The sequence below is a fragment of the Streptomyces sp. NPDC057543 genome (assembly GCF_042801895.1).
GTDB lineage: Bacteria > Actinomycetota > Actinomycetes > Streptomycetales > Streptomycetaceae > Streptomyces.
Map to the genome: position 1 here is coordinate 18,408 of NZ_JBHVFF010000037.1, position 22,656 is coordinate 41,063.

The 22,656-nt window shown below is 70.0% G+C and carries 21 protein-coding genes; 11 read left to right on the top strand and 10 right to left on the bottom strand.

The genetic code is table 11. From position 1 onward, the window contains the following. Positions 1 to 50: 50 nt before the first annotated feature. Positions 51 to 2,048 carry a hypothetical protein gene (locus tag ACFU8Q_RS09455; RefSeq protein ID WP_384450198.1) on the bottom strand — a complete coding sequence of 666 codons (1,998 nt, stop codon included), beginning with the start codon at positions 2,046 to 2,048 and terminating at the stop codon, positions 51 to 53. An 89-nt stretch (positions 2,049 to 2,137) separates the two neighbouring features. Between ACFU8Q_RS09455 and ACFU8Q_RS09460 the strand changes: the two genes are divergently transcribed. Together ACFU8Q_RS09460 and ACFU8Q_RS09465 are read left to right on the top strand one after the other, a co-directional pair. Beyond that, positions 2,138 to 2,323 carry a hypothetical protein gene (locus ACFU8Q_RS09460; protein ID WP_384450201.1) on the top strand — a complete coding sequence of 62 codons (186 nt, stop codon included), beginning with the start codon at positions 2,138 to 2,140 and terminating at the stop codon, positions 2,321 to 2,323. A 116-nt stretch (positions 2,324 to 2,439) separates the two neighbouring features. Further along, the gene (locus ACFU8Q_RS09465) at positions 2,440 to 2,607 is read left to right on the top strand and encodes a hypothetical protein (RefSeq protein ID WP_384450204.1); all 168 of its coding nucleotides are present in this window, start codon (positions 2,440 to 2,442) and stop codon (positions 2,605 to 2,607) included. A gap of 103 nt (positions 2,608 to 2,710) precedes the next feature. Here ACFU8Q_RS09465 and ACFU8Q_RS09470 read toward each other — a convergent pair whose 3' ends face one another. Next, the gene (locus ACFU8Q_RS09470; RefSeq protein ID WP_384450207.1) at positions 2,711 to 3,100 is read right to left on the bottom strand and encodes a DUF192 domain-containing protein; all 390 of its coding nucleotides are present in this window, start codon (positions 3,098 to 3,100) and stop codon (positions 2,711 to 2,713) included. A gap of 164 nt (positions 3,101 to 3,264) precedes the next feature. On the opposite strand from ACFU8Q_RS09470, the gene ACFU8Q_RS09475 reads away from it, so the two are divergent. From ACFU8Q_RS09475 to ACFU8Q_RS09485, 3 genes are all read left to right on the top strand, one after another. Beyond that, positions 3,265 to 4,065, top strand: a complete 801-nt coding sequence (locus tag ACFU8Q_RS09475; RefSeq protein WP_384450247.1) for a prepilin peptidase — start codon at positions 3,265 to 3,267, stop codon at positions 4,063 to 4,065. 118 nt (positions 4,066 to 4,183) lie between these two features. Next, positions 4,184 to 4,972 (top strand): class I SAM-dependent methyltransferase, encoded by a 789-nt coding sequence (locus ACFU8Q_RS09480; protein ID WP_384450209.1) that lies wholly within the window; start codon positions 4,184 to 4,186, stop codon positions 4,970 to 4,972. 73 nt (positions 4,973 to 5,045) lie between these two features. Then, positions 5,046 to 5,498: a hypothetical protein gene (locus tag ACFU8Q_RS09485; protein WP_384450212.1), complete on the top strand. Its 453-nt coding sequence runs from the start codon at positions 5,046 to 5,048 to the stop codon at positions 5,496 to 5,498. 337 nt (positions 5,499 to 5,835) lie between these two features. Here ACFU8Q_RS09485 and mgrA read toward each other — a convergent pair whose 3' ends face one another. Beyond that, a complete protein-coding gene (mgrA, locus tag ACFU8Q_RS09490; protein WP_384450215.1) occupies positions 5,836 to 6,876 on the bottom strand; it encodes an L-glyceraldehyde 3-phosphate reductase in 1,041 nt (346 codons plus the stop codon). 202 nt (positions 6,877 to 7,078) lie between these two features. Between mgrA and ACFU8Q_RS09495 the strand changes: the two genes are divergently transcribed. The 4 genes from ACFU8Q_RS09495 (at position 7,079) to ACFU8Q_RS09510 (ending at position 12,335) form a co-directional block, all read left to right on the top strand. Further along, positions 7,079 to 7,840, top strand: a complete 762-nt coding sequence (locus ACFU8Q_RS09495) for an isoprenyl transferase (protein ID WP_384450250.1) — start codon at positions 7,079 to 7,081, stop codon at positions 7,838 to 7,840. Positions 7,841 to 8,356: 516 nt separating this feature from the next. After that, positions 8,357 to 9,679, top strand: a complete 1,323-nt coding sequence (locus tag ACFU8Q_RS09500; RefSeq protein WP_384450218.1) for a PhoH family protein — start codon at positions 8,357 to 8,359, stop codon at positions 9,677 to 9,679. A gap of 390 nt (positions 9,680 to 10,069) precedes the next feature. After that, the gene (locus ACFU8Q_RS09505) at positions 10,070 to 10,774 is read left to right on the top strand and encodes a lytic transglycosylase domain-containing protein (protein ID WP_384450221.1); all 705 of its coding nucleotides are present in this window, start codon (positions 10,070 to 10,072) and stop codon (positions 10,772 to 10,774) included. A 136-nt stretch (positions 10,775 to 10,910) separates the two neighbouring features. Then, entirely contained in the window at positions 10,911 to 12,335 is a 1,425-nt protein-coding gene (locus ACFU8Q_RS09510; protein WP_384450224.1) for an AI-2E family transporter, read from the top strand. Between the two features lie 93 nt (positions 12,336 to 12,428). Here ACFU8Q_RS09510 and ACFU8Q_RS09515 read toward each other — a convergent pair whose 3' ends face one another. Both ACFU8Q_RS09515 and ACFU8Q_RS09520 read right to left on the bottom strand, forming a co-directional pair. Continuing rightward, entirely contained in the window at positions 12,429 to 12,962 is a 534-nt protein-coding gene (locus ACFU8Q_RS09515) for an alkyl hydroperoxide reductase (protein WP_384450226.1), read from the bottom strand. 12 nt (positions 12,963 to 12,974) lie between these two features. Beyond that, complete coding sequence (locus ACFU8Q_RS09520; RefSeq protein ID WP_366693254.1) at positions 12,975 to 13,529, bottom strand: peroxiredoxin; 555 nt, start codon at positions 13,527 to 13,529, stop codon at positions 12,975 to 12,977. Positions 13,530 to 13,660: 131 nt separating this feature from the next. On the opposite strand from ACFU8Q_RS09520, the gene ACFU8Q_RS09525 reads away from it, so the two are divergent. Further along, complete coding sequence (locus tag ACFU8Q_RS09525) at positions 13,661 to 14,620, top strand: hydrogen peroxide-inducible genes activator (RefSeq protein WP_384450229.1); 960 nt, start codon at positions 13,661 to 13,663, stop codon at positions 14,618 to 14,620. Positions 14,621 to 14,664: 44 nt separating this feature from the next. On the opposite strand, the gene ACFU8Q_RS09530 is transcribed toward ACFU8Q_RS09525, so the two are convergent. From ACFU8Q_RS09530 to ACFU8Q_RS09550, 5 genes are all read right to left on the bottom strand, one after another. Then, positions 14,665 to 17,079 carry an ABC transporter permease gene (locus ACFU8Q_RS09530; protein ID WP_384450232.1) on the bottom strand — a complete coding sequence of 805 codons (2,415 nt, stop codon included), beginning with the start codon at positions 17,077 to 17,079 and terminating at the stop codon, positions 14,665 to 14,667. Beyond that, positions 17,076 to 17,762: an ABC transporter ATP-binding protein gene (locus tag ACFU8Q_RS09535; RefSeq protein ID WP_384450235.1), complete on the bottom strand. Its 687-nt coding sequence runs from the start codon at positions 17,760 to 17,762 to the stop codon at positions 17,076 to 17,078. Before ACFU8Q_RS09535 ends, ACFU8Q_RS09530 begins: the two co-directional genes overlap by 4 nt. Continuing rightward, positions 17,759 to 18,283, bottom strand: a complete 525-nt coding sequence (locus tag ACFU8Q_RS09540; RefSeq protein WP_384450238.1) for a helix-turn-helix transcriptional regulator — start codon at positions 18,281 to 18,283, stop codon at positions 17,759 to 17,761. Before ACFU8Q_RS09540 ends, ACFU8Q_RS09535 begins: the two co-directional genes overlap by 4 nt. A gap of 575 nt (positions 18,284 to 18,858) precedes the next feature. Then, positions 18,859 to 19,056: a hypothetical protein gene (locus ACFU8Q_RS09545; protein WP_384450252.1), complete on the bottom strand. Its 198-nt coding sequence runs from the start codon at positions 19,054 to 19,056 to the stop codon at positions 18,859 to 18,861. Positions 19,057 to 19,114: 58 nt separating this feature from the next. Continuing rightward, positions 19,115 to 20,086 (bottom strand): SPFH domain-containing protein, encoded by a 972-nt coding sequence (locus ACFU8Q_RS09550; protein WP_384450240.1) that lies wholly within the window; start codon positions 20,084 to 20,086, stop codon positions 19,115 to 19,117. 243 nt (positions 20,087 to 20,329) lie between these two features. Here ACFU8Q_RS09550 and ACFU8Q_RS09555 point away from each other — a divergent pair, with 243 nt between their 5' ends. Next, entirely contained in the window at positions 20,330 to 22,567 is a 2,238-nt protein-coding gene (locus ACFU8Q_RS09555) for a transglycosylase domain-containing protein (protein WP_384450243.1), read from the top strand. The last annotated feature ends 89 nt before the right edge of the window (positions 22,568 to 22,656 follow it).

The window sequence follows — 22,656 nt, forward strand, 5'->3', positions numbered from 1 at the left end:
CGGTGTGTCGTGCGTGCTGCCGCGCACCGTAGCCGTACTCGGTGTACGGACTACTTCGCGCAGTAGCTGTACGGAAGGTACGAACGCTTGTCGCCCTGCGGAGCCCCGAGGAACTGCGCGTCCGTCAGTGTCTCCTTCTTGTGCTCGTCCGAGATGGAGAATCCCAGACTCATGCCGAGGGAGACCTCGAAGCCGAACTCCTGGGCGTCCGTCTCGCCGTTGTACTTCATGGTGCTCGACAGGCCGTCCTGGAACATCAGCTGGTCGAACGGGTCGGTTCCGGTGGGCTTCTGCTGCATGGAGTGGTCGCCGAACAGGTACTCGAACGGGGCGGTGTTGTTGCCGGAGCCGTCCAGCCACTGCTCGGCCACGGCGCGCTTGTCCTCGGTGGCCTGGTCCGTGTCCTTGCCGAAGACGATCGAGTTCGTCCTGACCTCGATGCCGGTCTCGCCGGAGGAGTCGGTGCCGCTGACCTTGCCGCCGCGCTTGTCCTTGCCCTTCTCGCCGTTGTCGCCGCTGATGTCACCCTTGTTCGATGTCGAGCCGTTCTCGACGGTCTGGGTCATGTCGATGCGGACGATCTTGCCGGTCTTCTGGTCGCGGGTGACGGTGACCGCCCCGGTCCGGCTGTCCTTCGCGGCGGCCGTGCCGCCGAGCGGGCCGGCCGAACCGCTGACCTTGCCCTCCAGGTCGAGCTTGGCGGTGTACGTGTACGACTCGTTGCCGTTGACGTCGTCCTTGGTGATGGTCACCTCGGGGGAGAACTTGGCCTTGCCGCCGAGCTTGGCACCGAGCTTCGCCTCGTCGCCCGCGCTGATGGAGAGGCCGCCGTCCGCGTACGCGTTGAGGCCGATCGTCGAGTACGAGATCTTCTTGTCGCCGATCTTGTCCTCGACGTCCTTCTTCTTGTCGGCCCACTTCATCCCGGAGTACCAGCCGCCGCCGTACCCGCCGCTGTACTTGGTGGAGGTCTCCCACATCTTCATTTCCTCGATGTCGTCCCGCATCTTCTTGGCGTCCTCCTCGCTCTTGAAGACCCAGGTGTCACCGTTGGTGATCTTGATGCCGCCGCCGACGTCCACATCGGCCTTGCCCAGCTTGCCGAGCTTGACGCCGGGGGTGCTGGCGGTGACGCCGGCCGAAGCGGCGTCGGTGAACGTCATGTAGACCAGCTTGTCGTTCTCGTCGACCTTGCCGTCGTTGTTCACGTCCGTCTTGGCCTGGCTGACCTTCTGCTGGAAGCCGTACTCGTTGCCCCACTCGAACCAGCCGATCTTGACCTTGTCACCGACGGTTTCGGAGATGCTGGAGACCTGGCACATCTTGGGCTCGTAGTCGGCGTCCGTCTTCGGCTTCGCGGTGGTGTCCCCGCCGCCGGTGGCGCAGCCGCCACCGCCGCCGCCCAGTGAACTGATCGCACAGCGGATGCGTTCGCCGATCTGCCCGCCGACCCCCGCCATGGCCATCGCGCCGATCATCGTGACGACGAGGACGATCACCCCGAGGTACTCCGTGGCGGTGGCCCCGCCGTCCCGCCAGGAGTACGGGTGGTACGGCGCCGGGGCGGGCTCCTCGTCGCGGTCGTCCAGCAGCCGGTCGACGGCCAGCCCCGCGGCCGAACCGGTCGCCAGCGTGACGACCGGCATCAACGTGCCCTCCAGGCCCACGAGATGCCAGGACACGGCGAATCCGTAGGCCAGCGCGGCCAGCGGGACACCCAGGGAGGCGAGCAGGGTCAGCGGCCGGGACTCGCGCCGCTCGTCGGGCAGGACGCGGGCCGAGGCCAGGACCGTGAGCACGGTCGTGATGACGTTCGGCACGTGCAGCAGGCCCAGGCGCCAGCCGAAGCTCGCCAGCCGCTCGTCGGTGGCGAGCATCTCGACGAGCCCGCGCGACACCAGATAACCGGCGGCGATGTAGACGAGGGCGCCGGCGGCCCAACTACGGGTCAGGGCGAAGAACACGCCACTGCCCGCGCCGGAACCACCCCCGCCGCCCGGTGGTATGCGGCCCCCGCTTCCGCTCTCCCAGCCCCCGCCACCACTCACGGTTCTTCCTCTCCGACGCCTACTTGACATGCCTGTGCCCGCAGTTCCGCAATTCGGGTGTGGCGTGAGCGTACGGGTGTACGAGCCGGGTGACCTGGGCCCTTGGCCCCAAACCCGGGCCCAACGAGGCATGGCGCCCGGCCCCCGAGGCGGAACGCGCCTTCGTCGGAGACGGGTTCCTCCTCGCCGCCGCGATGGCCGTCATCGCCACGCTCGGCACCGCTCAGGTCATAGCGCACGGCGCCATGCCGGGGCCCGACCGGCCGAGCGGGTAGACGGTGCCGGTGTCACGGCAGTTGAAGTCTTCGGGGCCCTGCCTGGTGATTACCGGATACGCCCGGAAATCGGCTGGCACTGCTGCGACACCGCCACGTACGGGCAGTTCCGCCGGATGCCACCGCCCTTCGGAGCGCGGGTCGGCCTCGTGCTGTTCGAGAAGGGCCGACTCCAGCCCGGCGAGGCGTCGTTGAAGCGCCTGATCGGTGAGCGCGGGACCGGCTCCCGGGCGATCCCCACCACGGGGGCGATCGGCGACGCCACCGTGATCACCTTGCGGTGAAATCCGACAACGACCGGTCAGGCCCGCGGCAGGGCCGACGGGACGCGGCAGGGCGCGCGGCCCGGAGTGTCAAGAACCCGGCCCCGCCGAGCCGGCCGGCGGCTCACCTTGCCCCGCCGCTTCCCTCCGTCTGGACGATCCGCACCCGCGCCCCGGGCCGCAGCCCCCACTTCTCCATCGCCCCGGCCTCCGACTCGATCACATGACGGGCCCTGAGCCGAGGCATCCCCAGCCGGCCCGGCTTCATCGTGTGGACCGCCACGACGTTGAACTTCCGGTCCAGATAAGCCACATCGATGGTGAACCGCATCCGGAACGAGTGCACGCTCCCGCACGGAGTGATCAGCAGGGCGCCGTCGATCCCGTCCTGCCCGAGCAGCCCCCGGCTCCGGGCCCGGTACGAGGCCGCGATCCGCAGCGGTATCTCCCACTCCTGACCGCCCGCCGCGTCGGTGACCGTCAACGTCCCCTTGCCATTGCGCCATTGACCCATGGCGATGAAGGTAGCGCCCGGTGACGGCTGCTGGGGTCTTTCGTTCGGATCACGCCGGATCAGGCGTGATGCAAGAGGGGCCCTGGGGCGCGAACGGTACGCAGTGGGCCCCAGGACCCATGACCCGTGCCCGGCGCCCGTCTAGGGTCGGCTCCGTGTACGCCATGCTGACAGTGCTCGCCGCACTCTGGGGCGCAGCGGCCGGACTGCTGGTCCCGCGCGCCGCCTACCGGTTCTCCGTCGAACCGGAGGACGACTGGCGGGACACCTGCCCGGCGGGCCACGCCCTGACCGGGGCCGGCCGCGGCTGGCTCGGCTCCACCCGGTGCGCCCGGTGCGCGGCGGCGGTGCCGGTACCCGCCCGCGCGGGCGACGAGCCGGGAGACCGGGGCGCCGGAGAGGACACCGTACGGCCCGCGGCGCGGTACGCCCCCGGCATCCTCGTCCCCGTCGTCACCGCCCTCGCCTGCGCCGTCCTCGCGGCGGCCACCGGCCTGCGGCCCGAACTCGCGGTGTGGCTGCTGCTGGCTCCCGTGGGCGTACTCCTCGCGACCATCGACCGCCGCGTCCACCGCCTGCCCGACCGGCTGACCCTGCCCGCCGCTGCGGCGGCCGTCGTGCTCCTGGGCGCCGCGGCGCTGCTCCCGGAGCACGGCGGATCCTGGCTGTCCGCCCTGCTCGGCGGAGCGGCCCTGGGTGCCTTCTACTGCCTGCTCTTCCTCATCAACCCCAACGGAATGGGCTTCGGAGACGTCAAGCTCGCCCTGTCGCTGGGCGCCGCGCTCGGCTGGTACGGCTGGGCGGTGGTGTTCGCCGGCGGCTTCGCCGGGTTCGTGCTCGGTGCGGTGTACGGGTTCGGGCTGATGGTCCTGAAGCGGGCCGGGCGCAAGACGGGCATCCCGTTCGGACCGTTCATGATCACGGGCGCGTTGCTGGGCATACTGCTCGGCGGCCTGTCCGCCTGACCGGCCCCCCCCACCAGGAGGAGGCGCCCGCCCGACGACCGCCCGGAGACCGGGGCCCGGCGGGCCACCGCCCGTATTGAGGTCGCGCGGGCCACCGCCCCGCTGACACCATGTCCGTATGTCCGAAGCACCCGCCGAAGCGGCAGAACGCGCACGGTTCGACGCCCTCGTCGAGGAGGCCGCCACCGTCTCCGTCGACGGCTGGGACTTCTCCTGGCTCGACGGCCGGGCCACCGAACAGCGCCCTTCCTGGGGCTATGCCCGCGCCATGGCGGACCGGATGGCACGGGCGAGCGCCGCGCTCGACATCCAGACCGGCGGCGGCGAGGTCCTCGCCGCCGTACCGAAGCTCCCGCGGCTCACGGTCGCCACCGAGTCCTGGCCGCCGAACATCGCCCGCGCCACCGCCCTTCTGCACCCGCTCGGCGCGGCCGTGGTCGCCGATGCGGATGAGCCGCCGCTGCCGTTCGGCGACCGCGCCTTCGACCTGGTCGTCAGCCGGCATCCGGTGACCACCTGGTGGGCGGAGATCGCACGGGTGCTCACCCCCGGGGGCACATACTTCTCGCAACAGGTCGGCCCGGCCAGCGTGTTCGAACTCGTCGAGTACTTCCTCGGCCCGCAGCCGCCCGAGGTACGCGACGCCCGCGACCCGGAGCGGGCCCGGGCCGATGCCGAGGCGGCCGGGCTCGACGTCGTCGATCTGCGGCTGGAGACGCTGCGCACCGAGTTCTTCGACATCGGCGCCGTCGTCTACTTCCTGCGCAAGGTGATCTGGATGGTGCCTGGCTTCACTGTCGAGGAGTACCGGCCACGACTGGCCGAACTGCACCACCGGATCGAGACCGAGGGGCCGTTCCTCGCCCACACCACCCGGTTCCTGATCGAGGCCCGCAAACCGGAGTAGGCCGGTCCCCCTGCTTTCGCCCGAACGGTGCGACCCTTGACGGTGAGCGCACGGGAGGGAACCGGCCATGTGGGTGGGGAACGAAGACGAGACACCGCGTGTCCCGGAGAAGGGCAGGACCGACTGGCTCAGAGGCGCACGGATCGTCGGAGTGCTCGGCGTCTTCTACCGGCCGGAAGGGCGGATGGGGGAGCCGGAGGCGGTCGAGTTCCTGCTGGCCGACGGTCAGTCGCTGCTCCTGACCTGTGCCTCCGCCGGAACCCTGCATGTCGGCCCCGGCGCCTGGCCCCGGCTGCCCTGCTGGTGCGTACCGTCGGGACAGTGGGAGTTCGCCGCCGTGCCGAATCTGCCGCAGCCCCCCGACGGCGGCTGGACCGTCACCCGCACCGAAGAACGCGGGGACGGGCGGGGCGAGGTGTACGAGGTCGTCATCCGGTGCGAGGGCGGACGCTTCGTGGTCGTCGGCGGCGACACCGTGGCCATCCGCTTCACCCGCGGCCACCGGGGCACCCCGGCGCCCGCGTGAGCGTTCGACCGGCCCGGGGCACGGTCGCGATTCGGGTCGTCGTGAGACGTCAACCGGAGAGCCGTGCTCGCACCGCAGTCCGATGAATTCGGAGAGTAGTTGTGGAGTGGCGTGGCACGCGGCATCACTTACGAAGGGTTATGGTGGAAACCCCCCCTCGGGCCGGTCCGTATCCCCCCCACGGACCGGCCCGTTTTTTGTGCCCAGGCACTCCGGCCCCGTACCGGCCAGGAACCGGCCCCGTACCGGCCAGGCTCCGGCCCCGTACCGGCCAGGCTCCGGCCCCGTACCGGCCAGGCTCCGGCCCCGCGCGGTCGGCCCTCCCCCGTCGGCCCCGTCAGCTCCGTCCGGCCCAGATGTTGGTGCCCGCGGTGTCCACGGCGAAGGTGTCGATCTCCTTCAACTCCTCGGCGGACAGCGACGGTCCGGCGAGCGCCGCGACGTTCTCCTCCAGCTGCTTCACGCTCGAAGCGCCGATCAGCGCCGAGGTCATACGGCTGTCCCGCAGCACCCAGTTCAGCGCCAGCTGTGCGAGTGACTGACCGCGCCGCCGGGCGATGTCGTTCAGCCCGTTCAGCCGGCGGAGCACTTCGTCGGAGAGCAGGCCCGGGTCCAGGGACTTGCCCTGGGTGGCGCGCGAACCCTCCGGGATGCCCGTCAGGTACTTGTTCGTGAGCAGGCCCTGCGCGAGCGGCACGAAGGAGATGCAGCCCATGCCGGCCGCCTCCAGGGTGTCGAGCAGCCCGTCGTCCTCGATCCAGCGGTTGATCATCGAGTAGGACGGCTGATGGATCAGGGCCGGTACACCCATCTCCTTGAGCAGCCGGGCCGCCTCCGCGGTCTGCTCCGCGTTGTAGGAGGACACACCCACGTACAGCGCCTTGCCCCGCTGCACGGCGGAGGCCAGCGCCCCCATCGTCTCCTCCAGCGGAGTGTCCGGATCGAAGCGGTGGGAGTAGAAGATGTCGACGTAGTCGAGCCCCATCCGCTTCAGTGAGGCGTCCAGCGACGACAGCAGGTATTTGCGGGAGCCCCATTCGCCGTAGGGGCCGGGGTGCATGTCGTAGCCGGCCTTGGTGGAGATGATCAGCTCGTCCCGGTAAGGGGCGAAGTCCTGCCGGAACATCTTGCCGAAATTGAGCTCGGCGGAGCCGGGCGGCGGCCCGTAATTGTTGGCCAGATCGAAGTGGGTCACCCCGAGATCGAAGGCGCGGCGCAGGATCGCCCGCTGGGAGTCCAGCGTGCGGTCGTCGCCGAAGTTGTGCCAGAGGCCGAGGGAGACGGCCGGGAGCTTGAGACCGCTGCGGCCGGTGCGGCGGTACTCCATGGAGTCGTAGCGCGAACCGGCGGCCCGGTAGAGGAGAGGAGATTCAGTCACGTTTCTCTCCCTATCACGGACTTGTGACAGGCCGGGTTGGGCCGGTGTGCCGCCTGCGCAGTAATGTGGCGGCCTCGGGGACTGCCACGGCGCGGCGGGGCGATGGACTCCGCGGAACGGGTGCGGCCATCCCCAGGGAGGACGACCCCGGCCCCCGGGCCATGGGGCGGGCGGGCCCGCATAAAACCGAGAGGTGAACTCAGTGAACTTGCGCGACCTGGTGTACGGGCTCTACGCGCGCCGGGTGGAGGCCCGCCTCGACCTCACCCAGGTGCCCAAGCACATCGGTGTCATCCTCGACGGCAACCGGCGCTGGGCGAAGGCGTCCGGCGGCACGGCCGCGGAAGGGCACCAGGCAGGCGCGGACAAGATCCAGGAGCTGCTCGGCTGGTGCAGTGAGACCGATGTGGAGGTCGTCACACTCTGGCTGCTCTCCACGGACAACTTCGACCGGCCCGAGTCCGAGCTGACGCCGCTGCTCGGCATCATCGAGAACACCGTGCGCGACCTCGCGGCGGACGGGCGCTGGCGCGTCCACCACGTCGGCACGCTCGATCTGCTGCCCGCCCGCACCCAGACCGTCCTCAAGGAGGCCGAGCAGGCCACGGTCGGTGTCGACGGGATACTGGTCAATGTCGCCGTCGGCTACGGCGGCCGCCAGGAGATCGCCGACGCGGTCCGCTCGCTGCTGCTCGACCACTCCGCCAAGGGAACGTCCTTCGAGGAGCTCGCGGAGATCGTCTCCACCGACCTGATCTCCGAGCACCTCTACACCCGGGGCCAGCCCGACCCGGACCTGGTCATCCGCACCAGCGGCGAGCAGCGGCTGTCCGGCTTCATGCTCTGGCAGAGCGCGCACTCCGAGTACTACTTCTGCGAGGTCTTCTGGCCGGCCTTCCGCCGCGTCGACTTCCTCCGCGCCCTGCGCGACTACGCGGCCCGCCACCGCCGCTACGGCGGCTGACGCCACCGGCCGGGCTCACGGGGCGCCCCGCCCCCGGTCGGGGCACCGCTCCCGGCGGCACCGGTTCCGTCCTCGGACGCCGGACGGGCCGAGTGGTGCCGCTCACCGGCTCTGTCCGGCCCGTCCGGCATTCGGGGGACGGCCGCGGTCATTTCAAGCCCGTCCGGCGTTTGAGGACGCAACCGTGCGGGTGGTGTGCCCGAGCCCATGTACCCGGGCCACAACTCCCAGCTCAACCGCCCGCCCGGGGCGGCATGGCTTCGCGTGTTCGAGGGAATACCCCTGACAGGTCGACGTCCGGTCGCCAACCAGGCGGATGTCGTGTCCAGTGAGCGGCATGGAGTCCGCTCGCCCGGGAGGCCCTTTGCACACGAAGGCCCGTACGTACAGTGCGTCCGACGCGGAGGGCCGGCGCTCGGCCCGTGCATCGGGGTCGCAGCCCGGTCCGTCCTCTCCCATTGGGATGCTCCGCGACGCCGTCGCACCCCAACCTCGTCCGAGGGGGTACGTCCTTCCGTGGTGACCAGCACGAAGCGCCGCATGCTCGACAGGCGCACCTATGTTCTCGACACCAGCGTCCTGCTGGCCGATCCGAACGCGATGGCCCGGTTCGACGAGCACGAAGTCGTGCTGCCGATCGTCGTGGTCACGGAACTGGAGGCCAAACGGCACCACCCGGAGCTGGGGTACTTCGCCCGCCAGGCCTTGCGCCTGCTGGACGACTTCCGCACCCGGTACGGCCGGCTGGACGCCCCGATCCCGCTCGGGGATCTGGGCGGGACCCTGCGCGTCGAACTCAACCATTCCGATCCCGGCGTACTGCCCGCCGGCTACCGGTTGGGGGACAACGACTCACGGATCCTCGCGGTCGCGCGCAACCTCCAGGCCGAGGGGTACGACGTCACGGTCGTCTCCAAGGACCTGCCGCTGCGCATCAAGGCGTCCTCGGTCGGCCTCCTCGCCGAGGAGTACCGCGCCGAACTCGCCATCACCGACTCCGGCTGGACGGGGATGTCGGAACTGCCCCTCGCCGCCGAGCAGGTGGACCTGCTCTACGGAGAGGAGACGCTGTACGTACCCGAAGCCGCCGAACTGCCGGTGCACACCGGACTGGTCCTCCGGTCCGAACGCGGCAAGGCGCTCGGCCGGGTCACCGCCGACGGCAATGTGCGCCTGGTGCGCGGTGACCGGGAGGTCTTCGGCATCCACGGCCGCAGCGCCGAGCAGCGGATCGCGCTCGATCTCCTCCTCGACCAGGACGTCGGCATCGTGTCGCTGGGCGGCCGGGCCGGCACCGGCAAGTCGGCGCTGGCGCTCTGCGCCGGTCTCGAAGCCGTCCTGGAGCGCAGGCAGCACCAGAAGGTGATGGTCTTCCGCCCGCTGTACGCGGTCGGCGGACAGGAACTGGGCTACCTCCCCGGCACCGAGGCCGAGAAGATGAGTCCCTGGGCTCAGGCCGTCTTCGACACGCTCTCGGCGGTCGCCGGACGCGAGGTGATCGAGGAGGTGCTGGGGCGCGGCATGCTGGAGATCCTGCCGCTCACCCACATCCGGGGCCGCTCGCTCCACGACGCCTTCGTGATCGTCGACGAGGCGCAGTCCCTCGAACGGAACGTCCTGCTGACCGTGCTGTCCCGGGTCGGGGCAAATTCCCGGGTGGTGCTCACGCATGACGTGGCCCAGCGGGACAACCTCAGGGTCGGCAGGTACGACGGAGTCGTCGCCGTGGTCGAGAAGCTGAAGGGGCATCCGCTCTTCGCGCACGTCACGCTCACCCGCTCCGAGCGCTCGCAGATCGCCGCGCTGGTGACCGAAATGCTGGAGGACGGCCACATCTGATAGGGGATACGACAGTTGGTGCCGCCCGGCGAGCGCAGCAGCTTAGCCGGGCGGCACCGTGCTGCGGTGGTGATTCCGTAAATCACTTGCTCCGAACGAGGTGTGACCTTTCACACGCAACGGAGAATTGCTTCCCGGCGTGCCGTTCCGGCAGAGTCTTGCTTCCGTCAGGCCCCGCATACGGCACACCCGCACCTCCAGAGGTGCCACGCACCACACAACTCAACAACCGCCGTCCGTATGCCGCCCGCGAGCACCACGCGGCACTCCCTCCGGGGAGTCGCCCACCGGGTCCGTGCCTCCCGTGACCCAAGCAGTAGGGAGGCCAGCGCCAGGGGCACGATTGCGTCCGCGAGGTCACCTAAGCGGGCGATGCTGGAAGGACACCGTGTGAGCCGGATCTCGGTCCGGGGGTTCGCCGTGGCGTCAGCCACCGCGGTCACCACCGTCGGCGCCGTCGTAGGCGTTGCCTCGGGCAGCACTCCCGCTGCCGACGACAACAACTTCGAGGCGGCCGCAGCCGACACGACGCTTCTCGCCGACATCCCTGCGGGCCAGCAGGCCCAGGTGCAGACCGCCTCGCTGACGCAGCAGGCCGACGCCCAGGCGTCCGCGGCCGACGCGGCGGCGAAGAGGTCGGTGGAGGAAGCGGCCCGCATCCAGGCTGCCAAGGACGCCAAGTCGAAGAAGCAGGCGGCCGAGGCCAAGCTGGAGAAGGAGCGCCAGGACAAGAAGGACGCGGCCGAGCGCGCCAGTCGTTCCGAGATCCGCAGCGCCTCCACGTTCGCCCAGCAGAGCTCGTACACCGTGGCTCAAGTCCAGGCGATCGCGCGGCAGATCGTTCCGGCCGACCAGTTCCAGTGCTTCAGCAACATCGTGAACCACGAGTCGACCTGGAACTACCGGGCGAGCAACCCGTCCTCGGGCGCCTACGGCCTCGTCCAGGCGCTGCCCGGTTCGAAGATGTCGACCGCCGGCGCGGACTGGCAGACCAACCCGGCCACCCAGATCAAGTGGGGCCTCAGCTACATGAACGGCAAGTACCAGAGCCCGTGCGGTGCCTGGTCCTTCTGGCAGGCCAACCACTGGTACTAGAACGTGCCGAGATCCCGGTCTCGACCTCGCGAAGCCCCTCGCCGTCCTGCGGTGAGGGGCTTCGCGCGTGTACGGTCGGTCCGGACCGCTCGGCGGGGGAGCGGTGGGGAGAGATCACGGGGGAAAAGGAACGACCATGTCGAAACTACCGGGGTGGCTCGGCCGTCTGGGCGCCGAACTGACCGACCTGGGCGAGCGGCTGGAGCAGCGCAGGGTCGAGGCCGAGGGGGGCGAGGCCGGGCCCGTCGAGCCGCCGGTGCCCGCCGCCGTACGCGCGAGAGCCGGCGCCGTACCGGACGAGGCGGCCCGGCCCGACACCGCGGCCGGTGATCGTGTGCCGCCGCCGCCCGCGTACGCCCCCTCCGTGGCCGCCCGGCCCGATCCGGTCGCGGCGATCCCCTGGGGCATGCGGGTCGCGGCCGAGGCCGGCTGGCGGCTGCTCGTCCTGGCGGGCACGCTCTGGGTGCTGATGCGGGTCATCAGCGCCGTACAGCTGGTCGTTCTGGCCTTCGTCGCCGCGCTGCTCGTCACCGCGATGCTGCAGCCGACCGTCGCCCGGCTGAAGGCGTACGGTCTGCCGCGCGGACTGGCCACCGCGGTCACCGCGATCCTGGGCTTCGTCATCATCGGGCTGGTCGGCTGGTTCGTGGTCTGGCAGGTCATGGACAACATCGACACCCTCTCCGACAAGGTGCGGACGGGTATCGACGACCTGAAGAACTGGCTGCTCGACAGCCCCTTCCATGTCACCGAGCAGCAGATCAACGACGTCGCGAAGAACCTCAGCGACACCATCGGCACCAACACCGAACAGATCACCTCCGCCGGACTGCAGGGCGTCACCGTGATGGTGGAGTTCCTCACCGGGATGCTGCTGGCGATGTTCTCGACGCTCTTCCTGCTGTACGACGGGAAGCGGATCTGGCACTGGGTGCTGAAACTGGTGCCCGCGCAGGCCCGGCCGGGTGTCGCGGGTGCCGGGCCGCGGGCCTGGCGGACGCTGACCGCCTATGTGCGGGGCACGGTGGTCGTGGCGCTGATCGACGCGATATTCATCGGACTCGGGATCTTTTTCCTGAAGGTGCCGATGGCGGTGCCCCTCGCCGTCTTCATCTTCCTCTTCGCCTTCATCCCGCTGGTCGGCGCGGTGATCTCCGGGGCGCTCGCGGTGGTCGTGGCGCTCGTCACCGAGGGCGTGTTCACCGCGCTGATGGTGCTGGTCGTGGTGCTCGCCGTGCAGCAGATCGAGGGGCATGTGCTGCAGCCGTTCATCCTGGGACGCGCGGTACGGGTGCATCCGCTCGCCGTCGTCCTCTCGGTCGCCGCGGGCGGCATGATCGCGGGCATCGGCGGAGCGGTCGTCGCGGTGCCGCTGGTGGCGGTCACCAATACGGCGGTCGGCTATCTGCGCGCGTACGGGCAGGAGGAAGCCCTGCGGCACGCTCCGTCGCCACACGGGGCGTCCGCGCTCGACGTCGCTCCGACGCCCGCGCCGGGCTCGCCGGCCGAGGACATCGACCACGGCGACGACGAGGACCGCGGCGACAAGACCGCCAAGTGAACGGGCGACAAAACCGCCAAGTGAACAGAAGAAGGGCCCCTGGGACGGTCGGTCGTCCTCGGGGCCCTTCTCGTACAAGGGGTACCGCTGGTCCTACTCGGCGAGCACGGCCTCGGCTTCGAGGGTCACGCCGACCGCCTGGATCACCGAGGCGATCTTGACGGCTTCCTGAATGGTCTCACGATCCACGCCCGCCTTGCGCAGCACCTGCTCGTGGGAGTCCAGGCACTGGCCGCAGCCGTTGATCGCGGAGACCGCGAGCGACCACAGCTCGAAGTCGATCTTCTCCACGCCGGGGTTGCCGATGACGTTCATCCGCAGGCCCGCACGGAGCGTCCCGTACTCGGGGTCCGACAGCAGGTGTCGGGTCCGGTAGAAGACGTTGTTCATCGCCATGATGGCGGCGGCCGACTTCGCGGCGGTGTACGCCTGGGCGGAGAGGTTGGCCTTCGCCTCCGGCTCCAGCTCGCGCAGCACCTTCGGCGAGCGCGAGGCGATCGCGCAGGCGAGGACGGTGCCCCAGAGCTGCTGCTGCGGAAGCTCGCTGTTCCCGATGACCGAACCGAGGTTCAGCTTCAGGTCCTTGGCGAAGTCCGGAACGGCGGCCTTCAGTTCGTCGAGTGCCATGTCGCTGTCAGCTCACTCGCCCGAGAGGAGCGCGACCGGGTCGAGGGTGCTCTCGCCCTTGGTCCAGTTGCACGGGCACAGCTCGTCGGTCTGCAGGGCGTCCAGGACCCGCAGGACCTCCTTGGGGTTACGGCCCACGGAACCGGCGGTCACCATCGTGAACTGGATCTCGTTGTTCTGGTCGACGATGAAGACGGCGCGCTGGGCGAAGCCGTCCTCGCCCTCGATGCCGAGGTCACGCATGAGCTCGTGCTTCGAGTCGGCCATCATCGGGAAAGGCAGGTCGGTCAGGTCCGGGTGGTCCTTGCGCCAGGCGTGGTGCACGAACTCGGAGTCACCGGAGAAGCCGAGGATCTGGGCGTCACGGTCGGCGAACTCGTCGTTCAGCTTGCCGAAGGCGGCGATCTCGGTGGGGCACACGAAGGTGAAGTCCTTCGGCCACGCGAAGACGATCTTCCACTTGCCCTCGTAGGTCTTGTGGTTGATCTGCTCGAACTCCTTGCCGCTCTCCAGCGAAACACAAGCAGTCAGGTCGAACTCGGGGAACTTGTCACCGACAGTGAGCACGCGCTCTCCTTGCAGCGTAGGAATTCCCTTTTACGGGAGTTCCTGAGGGTTGGACGGTCCCCACCTTGGCACAGAGTGCATTGATCGCGGAAATAGCTACACTCGGTCGTGATGATCGGAGGTGCCTATCAGTGGCGCAGAGTAATCAGGGCAATCGGACCAAACAGCCCAGCCTGTCGCAGCTCCGCGCCTTCGCGGCCGTCGCCGAACATCTGCACTTCAGGGATGCGGCGGCAGCAATCGGGATGAGTCAGCCGGCACTCTCCGGAGCCGTTTCCGCGCTGGAGGAGGCACTGGGTGTCCAGCTCATCGAGCGTACGACGCGCAAAGTGCTGCTCTCGCCGGCCGGGGAGCGGCTCGCGGTGCGGGCCCGGGTGGTGCTGGAGGCCGTCGGTGAGCTGATGGAGGAGGCCGAGGCGGTCCGGGCGCCGTTCACCGGAGTGCTCCGGCTCGGCGTGATTCCGACCGTCGCGCCGTATCTGCTGCCGACCGTGCTGCGGCTCGTCCATGAACGCTACCCGGAGCTCGACCTCCAGGTGCACGAGGAGCAGACCTCCTCGCTGCTGGAGGGGCTGGCCGTGGGAAGGCTGGACCTGCTGCTGCTCGCAGTGCCGCTCGGGGTGCCGGGGGTGAGCGAACTCCCGCTCTTCGACGAGGACTTCGTGCTCGTGATGGAGCGGGACCACTGGCTGGGCGGGCGCACCGACATTCCGCGCGAGGCCCTGCGCGAGCTGCCGTTGCTGCTGCTCGACGAGGGCCACTGCCTGCGCGACCAGGCGCTCGACATATGCCGGGAGGCGGGGCGTACGGAGGGCGCACCGGTCACCACGACCGCCGCCGGACTCTCGACGCTGGTGCAGCTGGTGGCCGGCGGGCTCGGCGTGACGTTGCTGCCGCGGACCGCGGTGACGGTCGAGACCGTCCGCAACGACGCGCTGGTCACCGGGTACTTCGGGGAGCCCGCACCGTCGCGGCGGGTGGCGCTGGCGATGCGGACGGGGGCGGCGCGGCACGAGGAGTTCGAGGAGTTCGCGGCGGCGCTGCGGGAGGCGATGCGGGTGCTGCCGGTACGGGTGACGGGGAAGGTGTGAGGGGTGCGGCCCCGAGGGACCGCACCCCTGCGGCTACCGAGCCGTCACTCGGTGCGCAGGCCGTCCGGGCGCATCATGCGCCACAGGGGCGGCAGCGACAGCAGGGTGACGAGCAGGATCAGGGCCGCGCCCGCCCCCACCATCGGCAGGAACAGCCACCACTCGGTCACCTTCTTAGCGATCATCCAGATCATCGCCGCGCCCAGGCCGACGCCGCCCGCGACCGCGACCACCAGGCCGATGACCACGGGCACGGCGGTCTGCCAGAGGACCGACCAGCCGAGCGTGGTCCGCCGGGTGCCGAAGGCGACCAGGACCGAGAGCAGGCGCTTGCGCTCGCGCAGCTGCTCCAGTTGCGAGACGAGCATCGCCGCGGCGATCAGCAGCAGGGTCGCGGTGGCGCCGACCCGGAGGCCGGACTGGACGCTGGCGTACTGGCGGTCGCGGGTCACCGAGGTCAGGGCGACGATCCGCATACCCCGGTCGAGCTCGGCCGCCGTGTTCCGCACGTACTCGGCGACGTCCTCGACGCTCCGGTCCACCTGGATCTGCGCGTTGGTCTGCGCGTGGGGCAGGGTCCTCGGGTCGATCGCACCGACGGTCGCCACGATGCCCCAGTGGTCCTTGCCCATCGGGTCACTGCGCGCGACGACGGTCGGAGCGTCGGCGGGCAGGGTCCACAGCTTCGACTTCTCACCGGGTCCCGAACCCGCCTCGTAGTTGAGCTCGACCGGCTTGCCCTTGCGGGCCGTCCGGTCCATCCAGTCGGACATCTCCTTGTCGTTCGGGGGATGGACGACGAACACATCGCCCTCCTTGCAGGAGTCGACCCGGGCGATCTCGCGCACGGTGGCGCAGTCTCCGACGGTCAGCGAGGTGGTGGGCTGGACGTCGTCGCCCTTGTACGTGCCCGGCTTGACGACGTACGTCTCGACCATCCCGATCACCCCGGTCACGCCCTTGGTGGCCCGGAACTTCCTGATGGTCTCGGCGGCCGCGTCACCCGTGACGGTTTCGGAGAACGTGTAGAACTGGGCGCGCCTCGTGTCCTGCCCCGTCATCCGGTTGAACTCGTCGCCCACCGCGGCGAACAGCATCTGCAGCGCCACCGCGCCGGCGACCGCGACCGTGATGCCACTGACCGCGCGGGAGGCCGCCCCGCTGCTCAGCTGGAGCCTGCGGGTGGCGAGCTGCCAGGGCACCGGGCCGCCGCGCAGCCGGTTCACGCACGCCTCGACCAGCCAGGGCAGCAGCAGCGCGAGCCCGACCAGGACCAGTACGGCGCCGCCCGCGATCGGATACGGATTCACCGGGGAGAACTCGTCGACCTTGCCGGTCAGCCCGAGCACCGCCAGTCCGGCGACCGGCACCAGCAGCCGCCACCAGAGCCGGCGCCCGCGGTCGCGACCGTTGCGTACGACGCCGAGCGGTTCGATCACCACGGAACGCAGGGCGGCGAGCGTGACGAGCACCGCCGCCACGGGAACCGCGACGGCGATCAGTGCCGCCAGCCAGATTGCGGGGACCAGATCCGCCGGGAAGGCGCTGACGTTCCACACCTCGACGTAGGCCATGAGCTGACGCCCGGCCAGGAAGAAGGCGAGGCCGAACAGCAGGCCGAGCACCGCTCCGAAGAGCGCCTCGCCGGCCGCGATCCGGCGGGTCATCCGGATGTCCGCACCGACCAGACGCAGCGCGGCGAGTCGGCGGTCGCGGCGGTCGCCGCCGAACCGCACGGCCGTCGCGATGAAGATCGCGACCGGCGCAAGCAGCACGACGCAGATCATGATGACCAGCACGATGAGGATCGGCGACATGGGCTCGGGCGGGCCCGGGTCGCCGTAACCGGCGATCCGGTGGCCGCCGTCGGAGGGGGTCAGGGTGTCGCTGCCCGCGTAGAAGAACAGCTCGCCGGGGGCGATCAGGCCCGCGTCGCCGATCGTGCCGGTGATCCGGTCCGGCAGCCGCTCCCTGAGCAGGCTGCCTTCGGGGGAGGCCAGCAGTTCCTTCAGGGCGGGGGAGACCACCATCTCGTCCGCGCCGGGGAAGTGCCCGACGCCCGGCGGGACGACCGGATGCGTACCGTCCGCACGCATCAGAAAGCCCCCGATGGTACGGCCGCGGTACTCGGTCTCCGCGTTGATCCGTAGCACCGACGTGTCGGACTTCTCGGCCCGGGCGTCGGGCGAATCCGAGATCTTGGTCTCGGAGCGGGCCTGGTCGCGCGCGGAGCGGTGGTCGAGCATGTGCGGTACGGACGCGGCGACGAGCAGCAGCGTCACGCCGAGGCCGACACCGACGGCGGTCAGCAGCGTGCGGATCCAGCCCTCGCGCCCGCCGGACGAGGCGAACCGGATGCCGAGACCGAGGTCGCGCAGCAGGGCGGTGAAGCCGGTGGGCCCGGTCGTGGGGCGGGGCGCTGCCTCGGCCGGGGCGTTCTTGTGGTCGAGCAGGGTCACAGCGCGTGCTCCAGGTCACGGGCCCGGCCGTCGCGCACGGTGACGTCGCGGTCGGAGTACGCGGCGACCCGGGCCTCGTGGGTCACCAGGACCACGGCGACATGGGCGGACCTGGCCGCCTCGGTGAGCAGTTCCATGACCCGCTCGCCGTTGAGGGAGTCCAGGGCGCCGGTCGGCTCGTCGGCGAAGATCACCTTTGGGGAGGCGGCCAGCGCACGGGCCACCGCGACCCGCTGGCCCTGGCCGCCGGAGACCTCGCCGGGGCGTTTGGCGGCGATGGTGTCGACCTCCAGACGCTCCAGCCAGTGGCGGGCGGCGGCTTCGGCGGCCTTGCGCTTGGTGCCGCTCAGCCGCAGTGGCAGGGCGACGTTCTCCACGCACGTCAGCTCCGGGACGAGCTGGCCGAACTGGAAGACGAAGCCGAACTCGGTGCGGCGCAGGGCGCTGCGTTCGGCGTCGGACATGGTGGAGAGCTCGCGGCCCGCGTAGGTGATCGTGCCCCTGTCGGGGGTGACGATTCCGGCGAGGCAGTGCAGCAGGGTCGACTTGCCGGAGCCGGACGGGCCCATCACGGCGACGACCTCGCCGGGGTGGATGGAGAACGAGGCGCCGTCGAGCGCGGGCGTCGACCCGTACGACTTGTACAGGCTGTCGGCGACGAGGAGGGAACCGGCGGGGGTCATGCGCGTACCTCCGCGGCGAGCCGGTCCAGCCGGGCGGAGGTCAGTTCCAGCCAGCGCAGATCGGCTTCGAGGTGGAAGAGCGCGTGGTCGCAGATCAGCTGATCTGCGAGGTCGCCCTTGCGCTTGCGGTCGGTGAGGATGCGCATGAGACGCAGGTGCTCGGCGCGCTGGGTGTCCAGCAGGGCCTCGGCGCTGCGGCCGGTGAGCAGGGCGAGGACGACCTTGGTGTAGAGCGTCGACTGGAGGTACGGCTCGGGCTTCTCCGGCTGCGTGAGCCAGGCGCCGACGTCGGTGATGCCAGCTTCGGTGATGGCGTACCGCTTGCGCTCGGGGCCGCCCCCGCTCTCGACGCCGTCCACCTCGACGAGGCCGTTCTTGAGGAGCCGGGACATCGTCGAGTAGACCTGCCCGTAGTGCAGGGGGCGGTCATGGCCGAACTTCTCGTCGAAGGTGCGCTTGAGGTCGTAGCCGTGGCGGGGCCCGGACTCCAGGAGCCCGAGCAAGGTGTGGCCGATAGACATGCGCAGCACTGTACACGGCGTGTATACCTCGCGTGTATACCGGGGCTCCGGCCTCCGGACTCCTGGCTCCAGGGTCGGGCCTGTGGACTCCCGGGCCCTCGGCTCCGGGGCCCGGCCTCCGGCTCCGGGGCTCGACCCGCGGACTCCTGGGCCCTCGGTCCGGGCCCGGCCCCCTCCCGGACGTCGGCTCCCGGACGCGGCCTCCGGACGCCCGGACCCCGGCTACCGGACGTGGTCTGCAGACTCCCGGACCCGGCCCGCGGACTCCTGGGCCCTCGGTCCGGGCCCGGCCCCCTCCCGGACTCGGCCTCCGGACGCCCGGACGGCCGGCTTCCGGACGTGGTCTGCAGACTCCCGGACCCGGCCTGCGGACTCCTGGGCCCTCGGTCCGGGCCCGGCCCCCTCCCGGACCCCGGACCCCCTGCTCCCGGACCCGGCCTCCGGACGCCCGGACCCCGGCTACCGGACGTGGTCAGCAGACTCCCGGACCCGGCCTGCGGACTCCTGGGCCCTCGGTCCGGGCCCAGCCCCCTCCCGGACGCCGGCTCCCGGACACGGCCTCCGGATGCCCGCCCTCACTCCTCGGACCGGCTCGGCCTGTCCTTCGGGGGGCGTCCCCGGCGAGGGATCGGGCGGGCCGTGCCCGGCAGGCGGCCCGCCTCCGCCAGCGCCCTGCGCAGCAGGAACTCGATCTGGGCGTTGGCACTGCGCAGCTCGTCGGCGGCCCAGCGGGCCAGTGCGTCGTGCACCGCGGGGTCCAGCCGCAGCAGCATCTGCTTGCGCTGCTGCGGCGGCCTGTGCCCGGGGGTCTCTTCCGTCACTGGTCTTCCGTCACTGGTAGAGAGTGCCCGTATTGAGGACCGGCTGCGCCGCGCGGTCGCCGCACAGCACCACCATCAGATTGCTGACCATGGCGGCCTTCCGTTCCGAGTCCAGCTCGACGATGTCCTGTTCGGCGATCCGGGTCAGCGCCATCTCGACCATGCCGACCGCGCCTTCGACTATCTGCTGCCGGGCCGCGACCACCGCGCCGGCCTGCTGGCGCTGAAGCATCGCGGAGGCGATCTCGGGCGCGTACGCGAGATGACTGAAGCGCGATTCGATGATCCGTACACCGGCGGCCTGCACCCGGGCGGTGAGCTCCACGGCCAGCTTCTCGGTGATCTCCTCCGCGTTGCCGCGCAGCGAGAGGCCGCCCTCCTCGTGGGCGTCGTACGGGTACTCGATCGCGATGTGCCGGACGGCCGCCTCGGTCTGGGTGGCGACGAACTCCAGGAAGTCGTCGACCTCGAAGAGCGCCTGCGCGGTGTCCTCGACCTTCCAGACGACGATCGCGGCGAGCTCGATCGGGTTGCCGTAGGCGTCATTGACCTTCAGGACCGCGGTCTCGTGGTTGCGGACCCGGGTGGAGATCTTCCGGCTGCTGGTGAGCGGATTGATCCAGCGCAGACCGTCGGTACGGATCGTGCCGACGTACCGGCCGAAGAGCTGTATCACCCGCGCCTCGCCCGGTGCGACCATCTTCACACCCGTCATGCAGAAGAACGAGGCGATGGTGAGCAGGATCCCGAAGATGCAGACCGGGACGCCCACTCCGTTGTTCCCGTTCGAGCCGACGACGCCGCCGACGATGGCCAGGCCGATGCCGGCGATCAGCCCGATCACGGTCAGCAGCAGGCCGACGCCGCCGGGGATGCTGTGCGCCGTCACCTCTCTCACCTGCGGTTCGGGCATCTCGGGGGCGTCGGGCGTGAGGTCGGCGGTCAGCGTGGACACAGTGTGCGGATTGCCTTGGTCGGGCATGGAATCCCCCCGTTTCGAAAGGCCGGCCGTAGCCGGCGGAGACTGACTCGGTGCTAGCAATGTGATTACACATTACTGGGATTCGCAACCCTGAGCGCCCCTGGTGAGTCGGTTCCCTAGAGAACAGGTGCTGATTGTCACGTCCGGAAAAGACTGCATCGCTTGCCTTTTGTCCTCGCCGACGGTGTTAGCTGGCTGGGCTGAGCTGATCTGGTCGAGCAGAGAATCGGGAGCAACACAGAGATGGGTCGAGCGGATGCGCGACGAGCCCAGCGGCATGGGTCGCGGCGGGCCGCGAAGAGCGGCGGCATACGCAGACTCTTCACCTGGCGGAAGATGCTGGGCACGTTCTTCGGGTTCTGCCTGCTGATCATGGGCGCCTTCGTGGCGCTGTACATGTACGTGGACATACCCAAGGCCAACGCCCTGGCCGAGCGGCAGAGCAACGTCTACCAGTACAGCGACGGCACCGTGCTGGCCCGGACCGGTGACGGGGTCAACCGCCAGATCGTCGACCTCGCCGAGGTTCCCAAGGCGGTGCAGCACACCTTCGTCGCCGCCGAGAACAAGACCTTCTACGACGACAAGGGCGTCGACCTGAAGGGCACCGCGCGCGGCCTCCTCAACACCCTGAGCGGCAAGGGCAAGCAGGGTGGCTCGACCATCACCCAGCAGTACGTGAAGAACTACTACCTGACGCAGGACCCGACGATCAGTCGCAAGCTCAAGGAACTGGTGATCTCGCTCAAGGTCGACCAGAAGAAGACCAAGAGCGACATCCTCGCCGGGTACATCAACACCGCGTACTACGGGCGCGGCGCGAGCGGTATCCAGGCCGCGGCGCAGGCTTATTACGGGGTCGACGCCAAGGACCTCAACGTCTCCCAGGGCGCCTACCTGGCCGCGCTGCTCCAGGCGCCCAGCCAGTACGACTGGGCGACCGCGACGCCGACCGGCAAGAAGCTCGTCAAGGACCGCTGGGGCTACACGCTCGACAACATGGTCGAGATGCACTGGCTCGACAAGTCCGAGCGCGACGCCCTGAAGTTCCCCTACCCGGACAAGCCCAAGCCCGCCCCCGGCATGGAGGGCCAGACCGGTTACCTCGTCGACGCGGCCAACAAGGAGCTGAACAAGCAGGGCATCACCGCGGAGATGCGGCAGGCCGGCGGCTGGACCTTCACCCTCAACATCGACAAGAAGCGGCAGAAGGCGCTGGAGAAGGCGGTCGACCGCCAGCTGGAGTCCAAGCTGGACCGCAAGGGCAACAAGGTCGACGCGACCGTCCAGGCGGGTGCCACCTCCGTCGACCCGAAGACCGGCGCCGTGGTCGCTCTGTACGGCGGGGTGGACTACACCAAGCACTACATCTCCAACGCCACGCGCCAGGACTACCAGCCCGCCTCCACCTTCAAGCCGCTCGTGCTCGCCTCCGCGCTGGAGAACGAGTCGAAGACCCAGGACGGCGACCTGATCGGCGTCAACACCCGTTACGACGGCACCAGTAAGCGGCCGGTCGTGGGCAGCGACACCCCGTACAACCCGGAGAACGAGGACAACCGGAGCTACGGCAACGTCACCGTGCAGACCGCGATGAACAAGTCGATCAACTCGGTCTTCGCGCAGATGGTCGTCGATGTCGGCCCCGCCACGGTGAAGAAGACCGCACTGTCGCTCGGTCTGCCCGACGAGAACTTCCCCGAGCGCCCCGCCATCACGCTCGGCACGATGAACGCCTCGACCTGGGACATGGCGGGCGCGTACGCCACGCTCGACAACCACGGCCGGAAGGTCACCCCGTTCATCGTGAAGTCCGCCAAGAACCGCGAACGGACGGTCGAGCCGGTCAAGGGCATCGGCGACCAGGTGATCAGCCGCAAGTCGGCCGACACCGTGACCTCCGTCCTGCAGGGCGTCGTGGACAGCGGCTCCGGACAGGCGGCCAACACCTCGGCCTATGAGGCGGCGGGCAAGACGGGCACCTCGGAGAACAACAAGGCCGCCCTGTTCGCGGGATACACCCCGGAGCTCACCACGGTCGTGGCGCTCTTCGGCGAATCCCCCAAGGAAGGCGGCGGCCAGGTCAGCCTCACCGGCACCGCCAACTCCGGCCGGGCCAACGGTGGCGGCTTCCCCGCGCAGATCTGGGCGGTCTACACCCTCGGCGCGCTGAACGGAGGCTCCGGCGCCCGGTTCGACCTCCAGGACGTCGAGCGCGGCCAGGTCACCCTGCCGACCACCCCGCCGGCGACCACCTCGCCGTCGCAGAGCCCGGACCCGTCGTCGTCCCAGCCGTCGACCCCGCCGGAGCAGAGCCCGAGCGCCCCGCCCAGCGAGTCGGCCAGCCAGTCGCCCGAGCCGCCGCCGAGCCAGTCGCCGGACGTGCCGCCGCCGAGCGAGACCCCGATCCTGCCGGGCGACGGACTGAGCTCCGGACGACCGGGCAACAACCAGGCCAACGACAACGCGGCCGGACAGTGAACGCGTGAGGCAAGTGAACGCGTGAGTCATTGAACGCATGGGCCCGAGGCATGCCTCGGGCGGGTTGGGCAGGACGCCCAACCCGGGTC

What these genes read in the sequence shown, in the direction of transcription:
- ACFU8Q_RS09465 (WP_384450204.1), top strand. Translation starts at nt 2,440, where the DNA reads ATGCCACCGCCCTTCGGAGCGCGGGTCGGCCTCGTGCTGTTCGAGAAG.
- ACFU8Q_RS09470 (WP_384450207.1), bottom strand. Translation starts at nt 3,100, where the DNA reads ATGGGTCAATGGCGCAATGGCAAGGGGACGTTGACGGTCACCGACGCG.
- ACFU8Q_RS09475 (WP_384450247.1), top strand. Translation starts at nt 3,265, where the DNA reads ATGCTGACAGTGCTCGCCGCACTCTGGGGCGCAGCGGCCGGACTGCTG.
- ACFU8Q_RS09480 (WP_384450209.1), top strand. Translation starts at nt 4,184, where the DNA reads ATGTCCGAAGCACCCGCCGAAGCGGCAGAACGCGCACGGTTCGACGCC.
- ACFU8Q_RS09510 (WP_384450224.1), top strand. Translation starts at nt 10,911, where the DNA reads ATGTCGAAACTACCGGGGTGGCTCGGCCGTCTGGGCGCCGAACTGACC.
- ACFU8Q_RS09515 (WP_384450226.1), bottom strand. Translation starts at nt 12,962, where the DNA reads ATGGCACTCGACGAACTGAAGGCCGCCGTTCCGGACTTCGCCAAGGAC.
- ACFU8Q_RS09535 (WP_384450235.1), bottom strand. Translation starts at nt 17,762, where the DNA reads ATGACCCCCGCCGGTTCCCTCCTCGTCGCCGACAGCCTGTACAAGTCG.
- ACFU8Q_RS09540 (WP_384450238.1), bottom strand. Translation starts at nt 18,283, where the DNA reads ATGTCTATCGGCCACACCTTGCTCGGGCTCCTGGAGTCCGGGCCCCGC.
- ACFU8Q_RS09545 (WP_384450252.1), bottom strand. Translation starts at nt 19,056, where the DNA reads ATGCTGCTGCGGCTGGACCCCGCGGTGCACGACGCACTGGCCCGCTGG.
- ACFU8Q_RS09550 (WP_384450240.1), bottom strand. Translation starts at nt 20,086, where the DNA reads ATGCCCGACCAAGGCAATCCGCACACTGTGTCCACGCTGACCGCCGAC.
- ACFU8Q_RS09555 (WP_384450243.1), top strand. Translation starts at nt 20,330, where the DNA reads ATGGGTCGAGCGGATGCGCGACGAGCCCAGCGGCATGGGTCGCGGCGG.